The sequence below is a fragment of the Synechococcus sp. N19 genome, assembly GCF_900474045.1.
Taxonomy (GTDB): domain Bacteria; phylum Cyanobacteriota; class Cyanobacteriia; order PCC-6307; family Cyanobiaceae; genus Parasynechococcus.
The window spans coordinates 60,738-79,138 of the sequence record NZ_UCNR01000015.1; the positions used below are offsets into that span (position 1 = coordinate 60,738).

The 18,401-nt window shown below is 62.4% G+C and carries 23 protein-coding genes; 12 read left to right on the top strand and 11 right to left on the bottom strand.

Going from position 1 to position 18,401, the window contains the following annotated elements; all coding sequences use genetic code 11:
* Positions 1-8 precede the first annotated feature (8 nt).
* The gene (locus DXY02_RS08970; protein WP_114989019.1) at positions 9-3,527 is read left to right on the top strand and encodes a DNA polymerase III subunit alpha; all 3,519 of its coding nucleotides are present in this window, start codon (positions 9-11) and stop codon (positions 3,525-3,527) included.
* Positions 3,528-3,562: 35 nt separating this feature from the next.
* Here the strand turns inward: DXY02_RS08970 and DXY02_RS08975 are convergent, their stop codons facing one another.
* The 3 genes from DXY02_RS08975 to ruvA are packed head-to-tail and all read right to left on the bottom strand — an operon-like array spanning position 3,563 to position 4,959.
* Positions 3,563-3,976 (bottom strand): PAM68 family protein, encoded by a 414-nt coding sequence (locus tag DXY02_RS08975; RefSeq protein ID WP_114989020.1) that lies wholly within the window; start codon positions 3,974-3,976, stop codon positions 3,563-3,565.
* A 12-nt stretch (positions 3,977-3,988) separates the two neighbouring features.
* Entirely contained in the window at positions 3,989-4,258 is a 270-nt protein-coding gene (gene rpsO, locus DXY02_RS08980) for a 30S ribosomal protein S15 (RefSeq protein WP_006851408.1), read from the bottom strand.
* 56 nt (positions 4,259-4,314) lie between these two features.
* A complete protein-coding gene (gene ruvA / locus DXY02_RS08985) occupies positions 4,315-4,959 on the bottom strand; it encodes a Holliday junction branch migration protein RuvA (protein ID WP_114989021.1) in 645 nt (214 codons plus the stop codon).
* Positions 4,960-4,981: 22 nt separating this feature from the next.
* Between ruvA and DXY02_RS08990 the strand changes: the two genes are divergently transcribed.
* Positions 4,982-5,443, top strand: a complete 462-nt coding sequence (locus DXY02_RS08990; RefSeq protein ID WP_170951546.1) for a hypothetical protein — start codon at positions 4,982-4,984, stop codon at positions 5,441-5,443.
* Between the two features lie 3 nt (positions 5,444-5,446).
* On the opposite strand, the gene DXY02_RS08995 is transcribed toward DXY02_RS08990, so the two are convergent.
* A complete protein-coding gene (locus tag DXY02_RS08995) occupies positions 5,447-6,337 on the bottom strand; it encodes a DMT family transporter (RefSeq protein ID WP_114989023.1) in 891 nt (296 codons plus the stop codon).
* A gap of 53 nt (positions 6,338-6,390) precedes the next feature.
* Here DXY02_RS08995 and dnaG point away from each other — a divergent pair, with 53 nt between their 5' ends.
* From dnaG to DXY02_RS09010, 3 genes are read left to right on the top strand one after another with little or no spacing between them, the layout of a single operon-like run.
* The gene (dnaG, locus tag DXY02_RS09000; RefSeq protein ID WP_114989024.1) at positions 6,391-8,439 is read left to right on the top strand and encodes a DNA primase; all 2,049 of its coding nucleotides are present in this window, start codon (positions 6,391-6,393) and stop codon (positions 8,437-8,439) included.
* Positions 8,440-8,494: 55 nt separating this feature from the next.
* Positions 8,495-8,752, top strand: a complete 258-nt coding sequence (locus DXY02_RS09005) for a hypothetical protein (RefSeq protein ID WP_114989025.1) — start codon at positions 8,495-8,497, stop codon at positions 8,750-8,752.
* A complete protein-coding gene (locus DXY02_RS09010) occupies positions 8,752-9,048 on the top strand; it encodes a hypothetical protein (RefSeq protein WP_006851716.1) in 297 nt (98 codons plus the stop codon). Before DXY02_RS09005 ends, DXY02_RS09010 begins: the two co-directional genes overlap by 1 nt.
* 21 nt (positions 9,049-9,069) lie before the next feature.
* Here DXY02_RS09010 and DXY02_RS09015 read toward each other — a convergent pair whose 3' ends face one another.
* Both DXY02_RS09015 and DXY02_RS09020 read right to left on the bottom strand, forming a co-directional pair.
* Entirely contained in the window at positions 9,070-10,344 is a 1,275-nt protein-coding gene (locus tag DXY02_RS09015; RefSeq protein WP_114989026.1) for a Y-family DNA polymerase, read from the bottom strand.
* 12 nt (positions 10,345-10,356) lie between these two features.
* Entirely contained in the window at positions 10,357-10,788 is a 432-nt protein-coding gene (locus DXY02_RS09020; RefSeq protein WP_114989027.1) for a LexA family transcriptional regulator, read from the bottom strand.
* Between the two features lie 88 nt (positions 10,789-10,876).
* On the opposite strand from DXY02_RS09020, the gene DXY02_RS09025 reads away from it, so the two are divergent.
* Positions 10,877-11,266, top strand: coding sequence for a hypothetical protein (locus DXY02_RS09025; protein ID WP_244276240.1), 390 nt, complete (start codon positions 10,877-10,879; stop codon positions 11,264-11,266).
* On the opposite strand, the gene DXY02_RS09030 is transcribed toward DXY02_RS09025, so the two are convergent.
* Genes DXY02_RS09030 through DXY02_RS09050 form a run of 5 tightly spaced genes read right to left on the bottom strand, consistent with a single transcriptional unit; the run spans position 11,235 to position 13,218 of the window.
* A complete protein-coding gene (locus DXY02_RS09030; RefSeq protein ID WP_244276242.1) occupies positions 11,235-11,450 on the bottom strand; it encodes a 2OG-Fe(II) oxygenase in 216 nt (71 codons plus the stop codon). The two genes, DXY02_RS09025 and DXY02_RS09030, sit on opposite strands and share 32 nt — an antisense overlap.
* A gap of 23 nt (positions 11,451-11,473) precedes the next feature.
* Positions 11,474-11,860, bottom strand: a complete 387-nt coding sequence (locus DXY02_RS09035; protein ID WP_114989030.1) for a hypothetical protein — start codon at positions 11,858-11,860, stop codon at positions 11,474-11,476.
* Between the two features lie 9 nt (positions 11,861-11,869).
* On the bottom strand, positions 11,870-12,304 hold the full coding sequence (locus DXY02_RS09040; protein ID WP_114989031.1) for a 23S rRNA (pseudouridine(1915)-N(3))-methyltransferase RlmH: 435 nt from the start codon (positions 12,302-12,304) through the stop codon (positions 11,870-11,872).
* The gene (locus tag DXY02_RS09045) at positions 12,301-12,729 is read right to left on the bottom strand and encodes a hypothetical protein (protein WP_114989032.1); all 429 of its coding nucleotides are present in this window, start codon (positions 12,727-12,729) and stop codon (positions 12,301-12,303) included. Before DXY02_RS09045 ends, DXY02_RS09040 begins: the two co-directional genes overlap by 4 nt.
* A gap of 3 nt (positions 12,730-12,732) precedes the next feature.
* Positions 12,733-13,218, bottom strand: coding sequence for a pentapeptide repeat-containing protein (locus tag DXY02_RS09050; protein ID WP_114989195.1), 486 nt, complete (start codon positions 13,216-13,218; stop codon positions 12,733-12,735).
* Positions 13,219-13,296: 78 nt separating this feature from the next.
* Here DXY02_RS09050 and DXY02_RS09055 point away from each other — a divergent pair, with 78 nt between their 5' ends.
* From DXY02_RS09055 to secD, 6 genes are all read left to right on the top strand, one after another.
* Positions 13,297-13,659, top strand: a complete 363-nt coding sequence (locus tag DXY02_RS09055) for a YraN family protein (RefSeq protein ID WP_114989033.1) — start codon at positions 13,297-13,299, stop codon at positions 13,657-13,659.
* 14 nt (positions 13,660-13,673) lie between these two features.
* The gene (gene rsmA / locus DXY02_RS09060) at positions 13,674-14,498 is read left to right on the top strand and encodes a 16S rRNA (adenine(1518)-N(6)/adenine(1519)-N(6))-dimethyltransferase RsmA (protein ID WP_114989034.1); all 825 of its coding nucleotides are present in this window, start codon (positions 13,674-13,676) and stop codon (positions 14,496-14,498) included.
* A gap of 9 nt (positions 14,499-14,507) precedes the next feature.
* Positions 14,508-15,431 carry a 4-(cytidine 5'-diphospho)-2-C-methyl-D-erythritol kinase gene (gene ispE, locus DXY02_RS09065; protein WP_114989035.1) on the top strand — a complete coding sequence of 308 codons (924 nt, stop codon included), beginning with the start codon at positions 14,508-14,510 and terminating at the stop codon, positions 15,429-15,431.
* Positions 15,428-15,745 carry a DUF3082 domain-containing protein gene (locus tag DXY02_RS09070; protein ID WP_114989036.1) on the top strand — a complete coding sequence of 106 codons (318 nt, stop codon included), beginning with the start codon at positions 15,428-15,430 and terminating at the stop codon, positions 15,743-15,745. Before ispE ends, DXY02_RS09070 begins: the two co-directional genes overlap by 4 nt.
* Before the next feature lie 182 nt (positions 15,746-15,927).
* A complete protein-coding gene (locus DXY02_RS09075) occupies positions 15,928-16,911 on the top strand; it encodes a pyruvate dehydrogenase complex E1 component subunit beta (protein ID WP_011364166.1) in 984 nt (327 codons plus the stop codon).
* A 5-nt stretch (positions 16,912-16,916) separates the two neighbouring features.
* Positions 16,917-18,398, top strand: coding sequence for a protein translocase subunit SecD (gene secD / locus DXY02_RS09080; protein ID WP_114989196.1), 1,482 nt, complete (start codon positions 16,917-16,919; stop codon positions 18,396-18,398).
* Positions 18,399-18,401 lie beyond the last annotated feature (3 nt).

Below are 18,401 nucleotides of genomic sequence, written 5' to 3' on the forward strand. Positions count from 1 at the left end.
CTGACCCCATGGCTTTCGTTCCTCTCCACAACCACAGCGACTACAGCCTTCTGGATGGTGCGTCGCAGTTGCCGGCCATGGTGGAGCGGGCGAAGCAGCTGGGCATGCCCGCCATCGCCCTGACGGATCACGGCGTGATGTACGGCGCGATTGAGCTGCTGAAGCTCTGCCAGGGTTTGGATCTCAAGCCGATCATCGGCAATGAGATGTATGTGATCAATGGGTCCATTGATGACCCGCAACCCAAGAAGGAGAAGAGATATCACCTGGTGGTGCTGGCGAAAAACGCCACCGGTTACCGCAATCTGGTGAAGCTCACCAGCATCAGCCACCTGCGGGGGATGCGGGGACGCGGGATCTTCTCCCGTGCCTGCATCGACAAGGAACTGCTGAAGCAACACAGCGAAGGCCTGATCATCGCCACGGCGTGCCTCGGCGGTGAGATCGCCCAGGCGATTCTGCGGGGTCGCCCCGATGTGGCTCGCAAGGTGGCGGCTTGGTATCAGGAGGTTTTCGGCGACGACTACTACCTCGAGATCCAGGATCACGGATCCCCGGAAGATCGGATCGTCAACGTTGAGATCGTCAAAATTGCCAAGGAGCTCGGCATTCAGATCGTTGCCACCAACGATGCCCACTACCTGAGCAAGCAGGACGTTGAAGCCCACGATGCCTTGCTTTGCGTGCTCACCGGCAAGCTGATCACCGATGAGAAGCGGCTGCGTTACACCGGCACTGAATACATCAAAACCGAAGAGGAGATGGGCCTTCTCTTCGGGGATCACCTCGAGCCTGAGGTGGTTCAGGAGGCGATCGCCAACACCGTCAAGGTGGCCGAGAAGGTGGAGCCTTACGACATTCTCGGGCGCTATCAAATGCCCCGCTTCCCGATTCCCGAGGGCCATACCCCCGTCAGCTACCTGAGGGAGGTGACCGAGCAGGGATTGCGGGATCGGCTCGAGCTCAGCCCTGATGCTGCCTTGCCCGACGACTATGCCGAGCGCATGGCCCATGAGCTCAAGATCATGGAGCAGATGGGATTTCCCACCTACTTCCTGGTGGTGTGGGATTACATCCGTTTTGCCCGGGAACAGAACATTCCCGTCGGTCCGGGTCGTGGCTCCGCCGCAGGGTCGCTCGTCGCGTACTGCCTGGGGATCACCAACATCGATCCGATCACCAACTGCCTGCTCTTCGAGCGCTTCCTCAATCCGGAACGCAAGTCGATGCCTGATATCGACACCGACTTCTGCATCGAGCGTCGTGGTGAGGTGATCGACTACGTCACCGAGCGCTACGGCGAGGACAAGGTGGCGCAGATCATCACCTTCAACCGGATGACCTCCAAGGCGGTTTTGAAGGATGTGGCCCGGGTGCTCGACATTCCCTACGGGGATGCCGACCGTCTGGCGAAGCTGATCCCGGTGGTTCGCGGCAAGCCCGCCAAGCTCAAGGCGATGATCGGCGAGGAATCACCCAACCCCGAGTTCCGCGAGAAGTACGAGGCCGATCCAACGGTGAAGCGTTGGGTGGACATGGCAATGCGGATTGAAGGCACCAACAAAACCTTCGGTGTTCACGCAGCTGGTGTGGTTATCGCTGCTGACCCCCTCGATGAACTGGTGCCGTTGCAGCGCAACAACGATGGTCAGGTGATCACGCAGTACTTCATGGAAGACGTGGAATCCATGGGTCTGTTGAAGATGGATTTCCTGGGGTTGAAGAACCTCACGATGATCGAAAAGACCCTCGAACTGGTGGAGGTGAGTAGTGGCACCCGTGTTGACCCCGACAAATTGCCGCCCCAGGATGAAGAGACCTTTGCCCTTCTGGCGAGAGGTGATCTGGAGGGGATCTTCCAGTTGGAATCCAGCGGAATGCGGCAGATCGTGCGTGATCTCAAGCCTTCATCCCTGGAAGACATCTCCTCGATCCTTGCCCTCTACAGACCGGGGCCTCTCGATGCTGGTCTGATTCCCAAATTCATCAACCGCAAGCACGGCCGGGAGGCGATCGACTTCGCCCACGCGATTCTTGAGCCGATCCTGTCCGAGACCTACGGGATCATGGTGTACCAGGAACAGATCATGCGGATCGCGCAGGATCTTGCCGGTTACTCCCTGGGGCAGGCCGATCTGCTCCGGCGGGCGATGGGCAAGAAAAAAGTGTCCGAGATGCAGAAGCACCGCGGCATTTTCGTTCAGGGTGCTGGAGAGCGCGGCGTTGATGAAAAGGTCGCCGACGAACTGTTCGATCAGATGGTTCTCTTCGCTGAATACTGCTTCAACAAGAGCCATTCCACGGCCTATGGCGCCGTCACGTATCAGACGGCTTATCTGAAAGCGCACTACCCGGTCGCCTACATGGCGGCCCTGCTCACGGTGAACGCCGGAGCTGCCGACAAAGTGCAGCGCTACATCTCCAATTGCAATGCGATGGGGATTGAGGTGATGCCCCCGGATGTGAATGCCTCGCTCACCGATTTCACCCCCAACGGCGATCGGATCCTGTTCGGCCTGTCCGCCGTTCGCAACCTTGGTGATGGTGCGATCCGTCAATTGATCGCTGCCCGCGATAGCGATGGGCCTTTCCGTTCCCTGGCGGATCTGTGTGACCGGATCCCGTCCTCGGTGCTCAACCGCCGTGGTCTGGAGTCGTTGATTCACTGCGGTGCCCTGGATGCCATGGATCCGCAGGCCAACCGTGCTCAGTTGATGGCAGATCTTGATCTGCTGCTCGACTGGGCCTCCTCACGGGCCAAAGATCGAGACAGCGGACAGGGCAACCTCTTTGATCTGATGGCTCCTGCAGCCGATGCCGATGGGCCGGCGGATCTCAGCCATGCACCCAAGGCGGCGCCGGTGCCGGACTATCCCCCAACTGAAAAGCTTCGTCTTGAAAAAGATCTGGTGGGCTTCTACCTCTCCGATCACCCACTCAAACAGCTCACCCCCTCGTCGAAGTTGCTGGCCCCCATCGGTCTGGGTTCCTTGGAGGAACAGCTCGACAAAGCCAAGGTGAGTGCCATTGCGATGGTGGCTGAAATGCGCCAGGTCACCACCCGTAAGGGCGATCGCATGGCGATCCTTCAGCTTGAGGATCTCACCGGAAGTTGCGAAGCGGTGGTGTTTCCCAAGAGCTACGCGCGCCTCGCAGATCACCTGATGGCTGAAGCCCGCCTCTTGGTGTGGGCTGGGGTTGATCGGCGTGACGAGCGCGTGCAGCTGATCATTGACGACTGCCGTGCCGTTGATGAGCTCAATCTGCTGCTGGTTCAGCTCCCCTCCGATCAGGCCAGCGACATTGCCATTCAGCACAAACTGCGGGAATGCCTGAACCAACATCGCCCTGAGCGGGATGAGCTGGGCGTGAAGGTGCCTGTGGTCGCCGAGGTGTGCCACGGCGACAGCGTTCGCTATGTGCGACTCGGTTCCCAGTTCTGCGTCAAAGACGTTGATGCAGCGATCGCGTCACTGCGCACCCAGTCCTTTGAAGCCCGATGCAGCGACCGTCTGGTGCTCACCTGATCGTCTGACCAGGAGTCCTGATCCACAGAACTGGATCAGGACTTCGATTGCTGTTGCTGCTGCTTCTGGGCCCGGATCGACTCCTTCATCCGCTGAATGTTCGGCTTGAAGTTCTCGAAGCCCAGCAGAGAACCCGGTTCGGGATCCCAGCTGGCGGTCAACACGCCAACGCTGAGGCCCACCAGACCCAGGAGGAAAAACAGGCCGGAGCCCGTCAGCGTGAGCCCTGGAGCGATATCGGCGATGCCACGGGTGACGACGAAATAACTGCCAACAAAAACTGCCATCCCGGCGAGGGACGGGAGTCCTGTGAACACAGCAACCCGGCGAGCCATCCGATCGGCTACGTAGCGAGGAATGGCTTCCTGCCGAGGTGTCCCTGAAGCAGGCTTGCTTCCCTTCCCAGACCCTTTGGGCTCAAAGGGGAGGGCGTTGCGTTGCTCAGGCATGGGGGACGTCGATCAGCCGCGGATGCCCAGTTTGGCGATCGTGTCGGCGTAGCGTTGCTCGCTCTTGCTGCGCATGTAGCTCAGCAGGCGCTTGCGGCGGCCAATCATCTTGAGCAGCCCCTGCCGTGAGGAGAAGTCATGGATGTTGTTCTGCAGGTGGCTGCTGAGACGGTTGATCCGCTCACTCAGCATGGCCACCTGGACCTCGGCAGAACCGGTGTCGGTGCCGTGGGTCTGGTGGGTGTTGATCAGCTGCTGCTTCTCGGTGGTATCAAGCGACATGCGCGGGGGGCGGCCCTGTCAGTGCAAACAACCAGCTTACCTTCGCGTGGGGAGGCTCAGGCCGATTCGCGGCTCAGCCATTGCAGGCAGCCCCGCAGCCAGGCGTCCTGGTCGTCTCCAGCAGGCGGTTGGCCATCGGCGCCCTCAGCGATCGCACGGATGGCTCGACGGATTTCCAGATCGTCGTAACCCAGCATCGAGAGGGTCGCTTCCACGTCGGCACCGCTTGCCGGCATCTGCTCCGAGCTGACGCCTTCCGCTAGCGATGGGGCGGGATCCAGGCCCGCGAAGGCCGCAATCGAGGCCCTGAGTTCCACCGCCAGACGCTCAGCGGTGCGTTTGCCGATGCCCTGCGCCTTGCAGAGGCGACGCAGATCACCGCTGCTGATCGCTTCCACCAGCTCCTGGGGCTTGCATTCCTGCATCAGCGCCAGACCGGCCTGGGGGCCCACACCGCTGACGCTGATCAGCAGCCGGAACAGATCCCGCTCCTGGCGCAGGGTAAAGCCGTAGAGGCTGCTGCCGTCCTCCCGCTGCACCTGATGAATCCACAGGTTCAGGTCGCCATCCGCCGGAAGGTTCTGCAGATGCCGCTCGGTCAGGTGCACCTCATATCCGACCGCACCGCAGAGCAGCAGAACGCCGCTACGGTTGCCTTGAGTCCAGCACTCCATCGGTCGTCCCTGCAGCCAGCCGATCATGGGGAGAGGTTTCAACCGCGTCATGTTGCCGCAGCTGTCATTGCCTGTCTCTGCTTTCAAGCGCGTTGTGCGCCGTTTGATTCAGGTGCTGTGTGTCTTATCGATCGTGGTTTCACTGACGGCATGCAATGGATCTCAGCCGCCACGGGCTCTCCTGAATGAAGCGCTGGCCCTGCAGATTCAGCTCACCCAGTCGGCCATTGCCAGCTCCCTCGATCTCACCCCGATGCCCATCGCCCCAAGCGTGAGTCGGGTGCGGGTGGAGGACCAGGAAAGTTTTTCCCTGGGTGACGAGCAGGGCCTCAGGATTTCAGGCCGCTTCGACTGGCAGCTCCCCGGCGACCGTGTGCAGGTGGATAGCCCGTTTGAACTGTTTCTGCAGCGGGGCTCCCGTGGTCAGAGCTGGCGCCTGGCCAGACCCAAAGGCGGATCCGACGACCGCCAGGCCTGGCTGACGTATCCCCTCGGTTTGGACAAAGCCTGAGCTCTAACGTCGCGCCGACAAGCTGATCAGGGTGGCGGCCAGCACCAGCATCCCGCCGCCCACTTGCCAGGCATTGATCGATTCGGCGAACCACAGCCAGCCCCAGCCTGCGGCAAATACCACCTGCACGTAGTTGATCGATGTGGCTCGGGCGGCGGGCAGGCAGCGCAGGCCCTCTGTCACCCAGATCTGGCCCAGCTGGGTCATCACCCCGACCCCCAGGAGCCAGAACCATTCGATGCCTTGGGGCCAGACCCCTTGTTGCAGCACCCAGGGCAGGGTCAGGGGAACCGAGATCATCGGGAAATAGAGGATGATCACCAAGGGGTGCTCGGTTTGCGACAGCCGCCGCACACTCACGTAGGCCAGGGCGGTCATCAGAGCCCCACCAATTCCGATCAGGGCAGGGATCAGTTGCGCAGGTTGGGCTGTTCCCGTGAGCCACTGCGGTTGCACCACGAGGGTGACGCCGATCCAGCCCAGCAGAACCGCTGCACTGATGCGTCGGCGCAGGGGCTCGCCCAGCAGCAACAGCGCTGCCACGGCGGTGAAGGTGGGGTAGGTGTACTGGAGCACCGTCGCTGAAGCGAGCGGCAGCTGGTCAATCGCTTCGAAGAAGCAGAGCAGGGCCAAGCTGCCCAGCACCCCCCGCGCCACCAGCAGCCCCCGTCTCTGGCCCCACGGGGAGACCCCGGCCAGGCGCAGGCCCACAGCGGTCAGAACGATGCTGATCAGGGCCCGGCACAGCACGATTTCCGCTACCGGAAGCCGACTGTTCAGTTGCTTGACGCAGACCGTCATCAGGCTGAAGGCCAGGGAGCTCAGGATCAGGGCTCGGCTGCCCCGCACCGAGTCCCGGTTCCACCAGGGCTGTGGGGTCTGCGGTTCGGCCATGGCTGTTCTGATGACGGGGTGCACGGAACCCTGCGACTTCGCAGAATGGACCGATGGTGAACGCCCGCCTGCACCCAAGAACGATTGAGGCCGTCAAGGAACGCGCCGACATCGTTGATGTGGTGGGCGAGCACGTGGTGCTCAAGAAGAAGGGACGGGAATTCGTCGGGATCTGTCCGTTCCATGACGACAGCAAACCGTCGATGACGGTGTCGCCCGCCAAGCAGTTCTACTACTGCTTCTCCTGTGGTGCTGGCGGCAACTCCATCAAGTTCCTGATGGAGTTCCAGCGCCAGAGTTTCAGCGATGTGGTGCTGGATCTTGCGCGGCGTTATCAGCTGCCGATCGAGACGGTGGATGGTCCGCAGCAGGAACGGCTGCGCCAACAGTTGTCCCGCAGGGACAAGCTGCAGCGAGCCCTGGCCCTAGCTGCCGGTTGGTTTCGCAGCCAGTTGATAGCGCCTGCTGGCGCAGAGGCCCTCAAGTACCTCAGTGAGGCCAGAGGGTTGAGTCCCGCCACCCAGGAGACCTTTCAACTCGGCTATGCGCCGGATCAGTGGGATGGTCTGCTGAAGCATCTTCAGCAAGTTGAGGGGCTGGCGCCTGAGCTTCTCGAGGCTGCTGGGCTGGTGGTTCCCCGCAAGGGGGGCAACGGGTTCTATGACCGCTTCCGCCATCGGGTCATGGTGCCGATCCATGACCGTCAGGGCCGGGTGATCGGTTTCGGGGGACGCAGCCTTGATGGCAGTGAACCGAAATACCTCAACTCCCCCGAGACCGAAGTGTTCGAGAAGGGGAAGCATCTGTTCGGTCTCGACAAGGCCTCCAATGCCATCCGCAAGGACGACAGAGCGGTGGTGGTGGAGGGCTATTTCGATGTGATTGCCCTGCATGCTGCCGGCATCACCAACGCTGTGGCCTCCCTCGGCACGGCCCTGAGCAGTCAGCAGATCACCCAGTTGTGCCGCGTCAGCGACAGCAAGCGGATCGTTCTGAATTTCGACGCCGACGGTGCCGGTGTCCGTGCAGCCAATCGAGCCATTGGCGAGGTGGAGCAGCTGGCGATGCAGGGCCAGCTGGAGCTGCGGGTTCTGCACCTTCCTTCAGGCAAGGACCCCGATGAGTTCCTCAAACAGAACGGGGCCGGCGATTACCGCGCCCTGCTCGATCAGGCCCCCCTCTGGCTGGATTGGCAGATCGAGCAGGTGCTGGAGGAGCGCGATCTCAGCCGGGCCGACCAGTTCCAACAGGCGGTTACGGCCCTGGTGGGGCTGCTGGGCAAGCTGCCCCAGTCCGCCGTGCGCACCCACTACCTCCAACGGGTGGCGGAGCGCCTCAGTGGTGGCCAGGGACGCCTGGCGCTTCAGCTCGAGGACGACCTGCGGCAGCAGGTGAAGGGCCAGCGTTGGCATGGGCGCTCCAGCCGTCACGAACAGCCCGGTGAATCCGGACAGCGGGAGCGTTGTGAGGCCGATCTTCTGCGGCTGTATCTGCATTGCCCCCGACATCGGGCCACGATTCGCCAGGAACTGCGCAAACGCGAACTGGAGGATTTCGCCATTCCCCATCATCGCCATCTCTGGGCGGCCATTACGGATCTCGAGGAGACCAACCTGGGTGAGGGGCGCATGGAGTCGATCAGCCGTTGCGACGACGACGGCGAGGGTCTGGATCTCATCGATCTGCCCCGCTTGCTCACCGATCAGCTCTTGCTGGAGAGCAGTGCGCTGGTGTCCCGCCTGACGCCCCTTTTGGAGCCAGGTGAATTGCAGCGTGTTGCCCTGGCGGAGCCCCTGGAGCAGCTGCGGGGTATTGCTGCCCTGCTGGAGCGTCAGAAAAGCTTGAAGCGCTGCCGGCACCTGTTGGAGGCCTGGGGTGGCCAGCGTCTCCAAACCCTGGAATCCTGCATCGCTGTTCTGATTGATCAGGAGGCTTCGTCAGATCAGGCCTCCGTGGACATGGAGGTGCGGATTCAGGCCCTCTTCGATGACCTCAACCGTGATGCGCTGCGCTACCAGGAGCTGTATTACACCGAGCGAAAACACATCGGCCATCTGGATCAGCAACGTTGCGCCAGCTACACCGTTCCCCCGGCCGCCTGAGCCATGGGCCGGTGGTCTGGGCAAACTGCATCAAGATCTGTTCCTCGAGTTGAAGATGTCTGAATTCTTCGAAGCGATCTGGCACGGTGAGGGCGTTGGCGACGGCGGTGATCTGGAGGAAGCGCTGCAGGCCTACGTCGCGGTGAAGCTGGAGGAGGGGGATTGGGTTGAGGCTTGCGCCGCCGAGGGGGCCGACCCTGTGATCGAGCGCTTCGCCTCGTTTGACGCCTACCTCGACAACGCTGATCCGCTTGAGCGCATTGCCGTCACCCCGCAGATGATCAGCGAAGCCCTTGCGTTGTTGCCGTCCTGATGACTGATTCGCAGCTGGATTTCGCCGCGCTCGATCCGGTCAACCACCTCTGGCCGGCCTTTGTGGAGCGTCTGGGTTCCGAGAAGGCTCAGCGGGCTGTTCGTCAGGCGCTGGATCTGCAGGGCATGCGAGGGCACCAGGGCACCCTGCCGGTGCTGTTCACTGAAACCGGAGGACTGGCGTTGGCCAGCACCGATCTGGTGCGGGAGCAGACGGGTCTCAACGCCCACGGCGAGCGGATGGTCTTGCTGCTCAGCACCCGTGAGCAGGTCATCCAGTTGCTGCAGGAGGTTTGAGGCCTAGATCAACGCTGTGGGTCAGGCCTTCACCACCGGTAGATCCTGCAGACGGGTGGTGGCGGCGCGGCTGAGTTGCTCACGCCGCATCAACCAGCTGGGCTGCAGTCCGCAACCGGCCCATTGCAGGGTTCCACGCCCGTAACGCCGATTGATCCGGTCGATGGTCTGCATCAGGCACTCCCGTTTCTGCTGCTGCTCCTCACTCATCGGCACCATCAGATGGGTCTGCAGGATGTCGTGGCTCTGCAGGTGCTGCATCAGCACGCCGGCCTTGGCCAGTGGACGGTGGGGGCGAAAGATCCGTGCCACCAAGGGGCGTGCCGCCTCCAGCAGCACGGCTGTGTCATTGCTCGGTAGGTCCAGCTGCGTGCTGGCGGCTTGGCTGTAAAACCCAGGAGCGAACGGGCTGGTGCGGGTGTAGATGGTGAGCGCTGCTGCCCGTTGCCGTTGCCTGCGCAATTTCTCGGCGGCGCGCACCACATAGGTGGCGATGGCCTGGTGCAGCTCCTCCTGGCTGGTGATGGGGCGACTGAAGCTGCGGCTCACGCAGGTTTCTTGCTTCGGTGCTGGTGCCAGCTCCAGCGGCAGGCAGGCATGGCCCCGCAGCTCCCGTTGCAGCCGCAGACCCACCACGCCGCATTTGGCGCGCAGTTCACCGCTCGGCATGTCCCGGAGGTGTCGTGCGTTGCTGACGCCCCGCAGGCGACACCAATGGGCCAGTTGTCGACCGATTCCCCAGACATCCTCGATCGCAATGGTTTCCAGCCAGCGATCGGGGTTGTCGCACTGGCCGAGGTCGAACATCCCGGCATGGTCTGGGGTCTGTTTGGCCAGGCGATTGGCCAGCTTGGCCTGGGCCTTGCTGGCCCCTAAGCCGATGGCGATCGGTAGGCCAAGGTTCTGCCGTGCCCGTGCCCGCAGCTGGCGGGCCCAACCCTGTAGGTCGCCATCGCGGGGACGACGAATTCTCCCGAAGGCCTCGTCAATCGAATACACCTCCAGCTCTTCACAGTGGGCCTCCAGCAGGCTCATCATCCGCTGGCTCATGTCGGCATAAAGGGCGTAGTTCGAACTGCGCACCACCACGTTGTGCCGTTCCAGCTCCCGGCGCGCCTTGAAGTACGGCGTCCCCATGCGGATGCCGAGGGCACGGGCTTCGGCACTGCGCGCAACGATGCAGCCGTCGTTGTTGGACAGCACCACCACGGGCTGACCGAACAGAGCCGGATCCAGGCTCTGTTCGCAGGAGGCATAGAAGTTGTTTCCATCGATCAGGGCCGTGGCCTGAGGCATGGCGATGTCGCTTCAGAGCGGATGGATCACGTGGATGGCGACACCCCAGATCTGCACTTCGCCGCAGCGGTGAAGCTCCAGTGGCGGATAGTCCGGATGGGCGGCTTCCAGGCGCAACCGGCCGTGATGACGCATCAGGCGTTTGAGGGTGAAGGCACCGTCGAGCACCGCCACAACCACCTGGCCCGGACGCGGGTCGAGGCTGCGATCGACCACCAGAAGATCGCCGTCGTGGATGCCGGCGTCGGTCATCGATTCGCCGCTCACATGCAGGAAAAAGGTGCTGGTGGGATGCCGGATCAGCTGTTCATTGAGGTCGATCCCCACGTCGATGTAGTCATCGGCGGGGGACGGGAAGCCTGCGGCGACCCGTCCCCCGGCTAGGGGCAGCGTGAGCCGACTGCGCTTGGGCTGCAGGGGAAGCGGTCTGTGTTGGAGCTCCACGGCAGCAGCGACAACTGGTTAAATAGTACGCATGTACTGCTCATTGTGGGGAGGATCCGGTGAGGATGGTGGCCTTCGACATCTGGTGTTGGCTGACTCCCCTTACCTCGTGGCCATGGCGCTGATCGATCAGCAGGGCAGGCGCGCCCTGCCCCTGGGGGGACGGTCTCAGAAAGAGGTGGCTCCGCAGGGTGAGGCCCCGGAGGCGTTGGGCCATGCACTGGTGCTGGAGCTGTTGCTGCGGGTGTGGCAGCGCAGTGATCAGGGTGCGCTGCAGCGTGCGGCTGGAGCCGACAGCCTGCTGCTGGTGGAGCTGCCGATGGAACGGCTGCCGGAGGACGTGCCCAGGCTCAAGGCGGACTGGTTGAACACGGGGGATACGGCCGCGTTCAAAGCGGCATTGCAGGCTTTCTCCCCGCGGGCCTGGACTGTTTCGATCGAAAAATTCAAGCCGGTGGCTCTGCAGCCGTTGTGGTGAGGGGCGCTTGCTCCCAGATGTTCACGGCCACGGAATAGCGCTCGCCTTCGAACGGGTTGATCCGATGCAGGATGCCTGGGGAGAACAGCGCCAGACGGTTCACCACCGGTGGGATCGAGATCACCGAGCTGAATGTGGGTAACGGCCCCTGGTATCCGTTCTCGATCGGAGGGCTATCGGCCACCAGCGGTTCGCCGTCAGCGCAGCTCACGTGGGGTAAAACACGGTGGACAGCAACGGAAGCAGGAAGCGGCCGCTGCGTCGACCTTCCAGCTCGTCCTTGTCGATGTGCCAGTCGAGATCGTTGTTGGTGTTGCACCACCACTCGACTCCGGCCCGCTGGGGTGCGAACGGTGTTGCCAGAGGGAGCAGGGCCTCGTCGAGGTAGTGATCGACGACGGCTTGCTGAGCGGCTGCGTGAATCGAGCGGGGAGAACCGGTTTCGGGTCGCCAGCTGAATTGAGCATCACCGTCGTGTTCCTCCTTGAGTCGCCAGTGGATGTCACAGAGGTCGCGTAGGTCCTGAAGGGCGCTGGCGGGCAGAAGGTTGTCGATGATGTGCAGCATGGTCGTGGCTGAGAGATCAGCGGCCATCGCCGAACCCTAGGCACGGTGATAAGGGCTGCCTTGAACAATCGCCTGGGCTCGGAACAGTTGTTCCACGAGCATCAGCCGCGCCAGTTCGTGGGGGAAGGTCATCGGTGAAAGGCTCAGGCGCCATTGGGCCTGTGCCTTGAGCTCAGCCGTCAGACCGTCGGCCCCACCGATCACGAAGGCCAGCCGTTGGTTGCCGAATTGCTCGAGACGTCGCGCGAAGGGAATCGACGCCAAGGTGTCACCCTGTTCCATCAGTGCAATGAGGGTTTCGTCGGGTCGCAGGGCCGCTCTGATGGCATCGGCTTCCTTGTCTGGATTGCTGTCGCGCAGTTCGCTGATGGTCAACCCAGGCAGGCGTTTGAGGTAGAGGTCAATGCCGTCCTGAATCCAGCCACGACGTACTTTGCCCACCGCAAGAATCCGGCAACGGGCCGAGTTCAAACGTCATCTCCCTCATCTTCGAGCAGCAGCTGCCCGAAAGCCACGTAGAGGCTTTCCTCCTCGCTGCCCGGGTCCACCTTCGGCCGTTTCGGCTGGGTGTTTTTTCCCGGTCCGGGCTGGCTGCGCGCTGGTGCGGCAAGGGCTGGGGTGGTGTCGTTGTTGTTGAACGGCGATGGTTGAGCCGATGGTTTGCGTTGGGCCTCCAACTGTTTGAGGCGGTCCATGAGGTGCTCAGGAACGGTGCCGTCCTGGCTGGCCTTCATCAGTTCCCGGAAGAGCTCCTCGGGGTTCTTCTCCGTTTCAACGCGATGGCGCACCTGGCTGGCTTTGGGAGCTGACGCAGGCTTCTCCGGTTCCGGCAGGCGTGCAGGGAGTTGACGCCCCAACTCACGCAGGCGCTCGAGGCTGCGGGGATCAAAACTCATGGTTCAGGCGCAACCGAGACTTTCACGGGTGCTGCGGCCCGTGACGGAATTCGTTCCGTCGGCAACGGCGCAGAGGCTTTTGAGTTGGTCCCCGCGCATGGGAACGTCGGTGAAGTCGGCCCCCGTGATCAACACATCGTTGAAGCGGGTGTTGAAGGCAAAAGCCCCCTCCAGCACGGCATCCTCAAGGTTGGTGCCTGTCATCACAGCGGCGTCCAGGGTGGCTTCGCGCAGGTCGGTGCCGCTGAGGTCGGCATCCTGCAGCTTGGCGCCGTAGAGGCTGGCTCCCCGCAGATCAGACCCGGACAGGTTGGCTTCGCGCAGGTTGCTGAGGTTGAAGGTGGCCCCCCGCAAGTCCTTGTTGGAATAGTCGGCACCGATCAGCACCTGTTTGGCCACATCCATCGCGGCGTGGGCCGGAGCCGGCATCAGCCACTGGCATGTGAACACAACCAGAGAGATCAGTACGGCCGTGAAGCGTCTGCCCATGATCGGAACCATCACCACCGAACCCTAGAACCGTTCCAGGGGGGAATGGTTTGAACCAAGACGTAAGGGTTCAAGCCGGTGGGGTCTCAATGCAGCGGTGGCTGGGCGGAGCAGCAGGCCTTGCAGCAGCTGGAAGCGCAGGGATGGCGGTTGCTGGACCGCAACTGGCACTGCCGCTGGGGCGAGCTCGATCTGGTGCTGGAGCGGCAGCAGCAGCTGCTGGTGGTGGAGGTGAAGGGCCGTCGCACGGGGCATCGGGACCGCCATGGCCTTGATGCCTTCCATTCCGCCAAACGGCGCCGCATGGCCCGCGCCATCAGTTGCTGGAGAGCTGGGCATCCGGCGTCAGCTGAGCAGCTGCTCCGGGTCAAGCTGGCTCTTGTTCCCTTGATGACGTCCCGCCGAACGATTCACTGGATTGATGTGGAGCGGCTGTGCTGATGCACAGTTGACCCATGGGTTTCTCCGGACATCACGCCCGCAAGCGTTTCGGTCAGCACTGGTTGCGGGACGAATCCGTGCTGCAACGAATCATCGAGGCTGCTGACCTGCAGTCCACCGATCGGGTGCTGGAGGTGGGGCCCGGTCGCGGGGCGTTGACCGAGCGTCTGCTGGCCGCGGGGCTGAAGGCGGTGCATGCGATTGAGCTCGACCGCGATCTGGTGGATGGTCTTCAGGAACGTTTTGAAGCTCAGCCTGGGTTCAGCCTCCATCAGGGCGATGTTCTTGAAGCCCCACTGGAATTGAGTGATGGCCGCATCGCCGACAAGGTGGTGGCCAACATTCCATACAACATCACTGGCCCACTGCTGGAGCGGTTGGTGGGCCGACTGGACCGGCCGGTGGATCCGCCCTACCAACGGCTTGTGTTGCTGGTGCAGAAGGAAGTCGCGGAGCGGATTCGTGCCCGACCCGGCCACAGCAGTTTCAGTGCCCTGAGTGTGCGCATGCAGCTGCTGGCCCGGTGCCGTTCGGTGTGTCCGGTGCCACCGCGGTGTTTTCAGCCACCACCAAAGGTGCAATCGGAAGTGATCTGCCTGGAGCCCTTGCCGGCCGCGGAGCGGGTGGAGCCGGCTCTGGCCGCTCGGGTGGAATCGCTGCTGAAGCAGGCGTTTCTGGCCCGGCGCAAGATGTTGCGCAACACCCTGACGGGTGTGGCTGAGCCAGACCGCTTGAAGGAGCTGGCGGCCTCCGCGGGTTTCAGCCTGCAGCAACGCCCCCAGGAACTCGCGCCCGCCACCTGGGTCGCCCTGGCCAGGGGTTTGAATCGGGGCGACTGAACAACCACCATGATCACGGTGACGGCCCCGGCCAAAGTCAACCTGCACCTGGAGGTCCTGGGGCTGCGCTCGGACGGTTTCCATGAGCTGGCCATGGTGATGCAGAGCATCGAACTGGCGGATCGCCTGAGCTTTCAGAACACCGCTGATGCACAACTCAGCCTCAGCTGCGATGACGCCAGCCTCAGCGTCGGCGACGACAACCTGATCCTCCGGGCGGCTCAGTTGCTGCGGGACCGTTCGGGTTTCAGTGAATTGGGGGCGTCCATTCATCTCGAGAAGCGCATCCCCATCGGTGCTGGCCTGGCTGGTGGCTCCAGCGACGGCGCTGCGGCATTGGTTGGTCTGAATGCTCTGTGGGGCTTGGGCCACAGCCCCGCAGATCTGGAGCGAATGGCCGCTGAGCTCGGTTCAGACATGCCCTTCTGTGTGGCCGGAGGATGTCAGCTCTGTTTCGGGCGAGGCGAACAACTGGAAGCAGTGCCACCAACGCCTCAACCCCTGGCTGTGCTCTTGGTCAAAGACCCCACGGTGAGCGTTTCAACGCCCTGGGCCTACAAGCGTTGCCGTGAGCTCAATCAATCCCACTACCTCGCTGACGAGGCGGCTTTTGAACAACGACGGCAAGCCTTGCGCAGCGTTGATTGGCTCCAGCCATTGCGCAGCGAGCTGCCACCTCCCCTACGCAATGACCTGCAGGAGGTGGTTGCTCCTGAAACAGCTGCGGTGCGTTCAGCGCTCGATCTGTTGAACAGCGTTCCCGAAAGCCTGGCGGTGGCCATGAGTGGTTCTGGACCCAGTTGTTTCGCGCTGTTTTCCGATCTGGCGTCATGCCGCCAGGCGCAGGATCAGCTCACTCCCCAGCTGGACCGCGCCGGCCTGAAGGCCTGGTCTTGCGCCCTTCGCAGCGATGGCGTGAGGATCGAGGCATGACTGATGTCCCCACACCAGAGAGCCCCGAACCACAGGATCCGCGCAAAGGTCCGCTGAGTTTTCTTTCCGGAGCGCTGACGGCCGGGCTGTTGGCCTGGCTGGCCCTGGGCCTGAGTCGGCGGATGGTGGTGTATTTCGCCGTTCATCCCCCGCACTACAGCTCGCCGATTGCCCAGAACATCGCCGTAACCCTGAAGACCCTTCTGGTGGGTTTGTCCTTCCTGGCCACCTTCAGCACAGGTTTTGTGGCCCTTGGCCTGACCCTGGTGTTTCTTCGCAGTCTCTTTACGGCTCGCGATCAGAACCCTGCCTAGCGTCTCCTCATTGCCAGGGTTTGGATGACGCCCCACGACCTCGGCCAGCTGGCGTTGCTGCTGTCTCCGGCCATGCTGCTTTCCGTTTTGTTGTTGTTCACCTTCGCGGCGGGCGGTTGACCCTGCGCTGACTGAGATAGCTTGGCCTCACCACCCGGATTGGCCGGGATCACTGTGACGCCGTGGCAGGAACACTTCTCTTCAACGCCCTCCGGGAAGCCATCGACGAGGAGATGGGGAGAGACCCCCACGTCTGCGTGATGGGGGAGGACGTCGGTCACTACGGCGGTAGTTACAAGGTCACCAAGGATCTGGCGGAGAAATACGGCGATCTCAGGGTGCTCGATACCCCGATTGCTGAGAACGGCTTCACCGGAATGGCGGTTGGTGCCGCGATGACCGGTCTCCGGCCGATCGTTGAGGGCATGAACATGGGCTTCCTGCTCCTGGCCTTCAACCAGATCTCCAACAACATGGGGATGCTCCGCTATACGAGCGGTGGCAACTTCACCATTCCCACCGTGGTGCGCGGCCCCGGCGGTGTGGGTCGTCAGCTTGGCGCTGAGCACAGCCAACGGCTCGAGGCCTACTTCCATGCCGTCCCCGGCATCAAGATCGTGGCCTGCAGCACGCCCACCAATGCCAAAGGCCTGATGAAGGCCGCGATTCGCGACAACAACCCCGTGCTCTTCTTCGAGCACGTTCTGCTCTACAACCTCAGCGAGGAGCTCCCCGAAGGCGACTACACCTGTGCCCTCGATCAGGCGGATCTGGTGAAGGAAGGCACCGATGTGACGATCCTCACCTACTCCCGGATGCGTCATCACTGTCTCAAGGCTGTGGAGCAACTGGAGGCAGAGGGGGTGAGCGTTGAGCTGATCGATCTGATCAGCCTCAAGCCCTTCGACATGGAGACGATCAGCCGCTCCATCCGCAAGACCAACAAAGTGATCGTGGTGGAGGAATGCATGAAGACCGGCGGAATCGGGGCCGAGTTGATTGCGCTGATCACCGAACAGTGCTTCGACGATCTGGATGCCCGGCCTGTGCGTCTTTCCAGTCAGGACATCCCCACTCCCTACAACGGTTCTCTCGAGAACCTCACGATCATTCAGCCGCATCAGATCGTTGAGGCGGCGCAGGCGTTGGTCAACAAGGGCATCTGACGTTGATGGCGCGTTATCAGGGTTGGTTTGCCCTTGTTCTTGCCCTGGCGATCGCCGCCGGGATGTTTTTGGTTCGGACGCCGCTGGAACTTGGCCTCGATCTGCGGGGCGGCAGTCAGCTCACCGTTGAGGTGAAGCCAGCCGGAGAAATCACCCGGGTTGGTGCCGAAGAGATGGAAGCGGTGAAAGCCGTGCTCGATCGTCGGGTCAACGGTCTTGGTGTGGCTGAGTCCACCCTTCAGACGGTGGGTGAGTCGCAGCTCGTGCTGCAGCTCCCAGGTGAGCAGGATCCCACCGCTGCTGCGCGGGTTCTCGGCGACACAGCCCTGTTGGAGTTTCGTGCCCAAAAGGCCGACACCGAAGCAGAGTTCCGAGGTCTGAGGCAGCTCCGTTCCCAGGTGGAAGCGATCCTCAGGTTGCGTGAAGATCAGATCCGCCGTGGTGAGACCCCGGAGCCTCTGGATCTGGCTCAGCTGAAGTCAACCCAGCAGACCCTGGGTCTGGATGGGCAGGCGAGCTCGGAAGAGGAGCAGCTCCGCCAGCTTCTGAACAAGGTTGATGCCGATCTGCTCACAATGCTTGAGCCGGCCGCCCTGACAGGCAAGCAGCTGGTGACGGCAGGCCGCCAACCGCTCCAGAACAACCCGAACAGCTGGGAGGTGACCCTCAATTTCGATGGTGAGGGTGCTGAGGCCTTCGCTGACCTCACCAAATCGATTGCCGGTACCGACCGGTTGCTGGCCATCACTTTGGATGATCAGCTGATCAGTGCCGCCAGCGTTGGCCCCCAGTTCAAAAGTGCTGGAATCTCTGGTGGTGCAGCCACCATCAGTGGCAATTTCAGTGCGGAAACGGCCCGTGAGCTCGAGGTGAAGCTCCGCGGCGGCTCCCTGCCCCTCCCCGTTGAAGTGATCGAGGTCCGCACGATCGGGCCCACGCTCGGAGCAGAGAACATCCGCCGCAGCCTGGTGGCCGCCCTCTCGGGCCTGGCTCTGGTGGCGGTGTTCATGGTGGTGGCCTATCGCCTGCCAGGGGCGGTGGCTGTGATGGCCCTCAGCCTTTATGCCCTGTTCAACCTGGCGGTGTACGCCTTGATTCCGGTCACCCTCACCCTGCCGGGAATCGCTGGTTTCATCCTCTCGATCGGCATGGCCGTGGATGCCAATGTGCTGATCTTTGAACGGATCAAGGACGAATTGCGGCGGGGCAACACCTTGATCCGCTCGATCGATACAGGATTCTCCGAGGCCTTTTCATCGATCGTCGATGGTCACCTGACCACGCTGATCAGTTGTGCAGCTCTCTTCTTCCTTGGCACCGGCCTGGTCAAGGGCTTTGCCGCGACCCTGGGCATTGGTGTTCTGCTGAGTTTGTTCACGGCCCTGACGTGCACCCGCACTCTGCTTCGTTTCCTGATGGGCTACGCCGGTCTGCGTCGTGCCAGCAATTTTCTGCCCACCGGGCAACTTCCTTCCCCCACCGCCTGAACC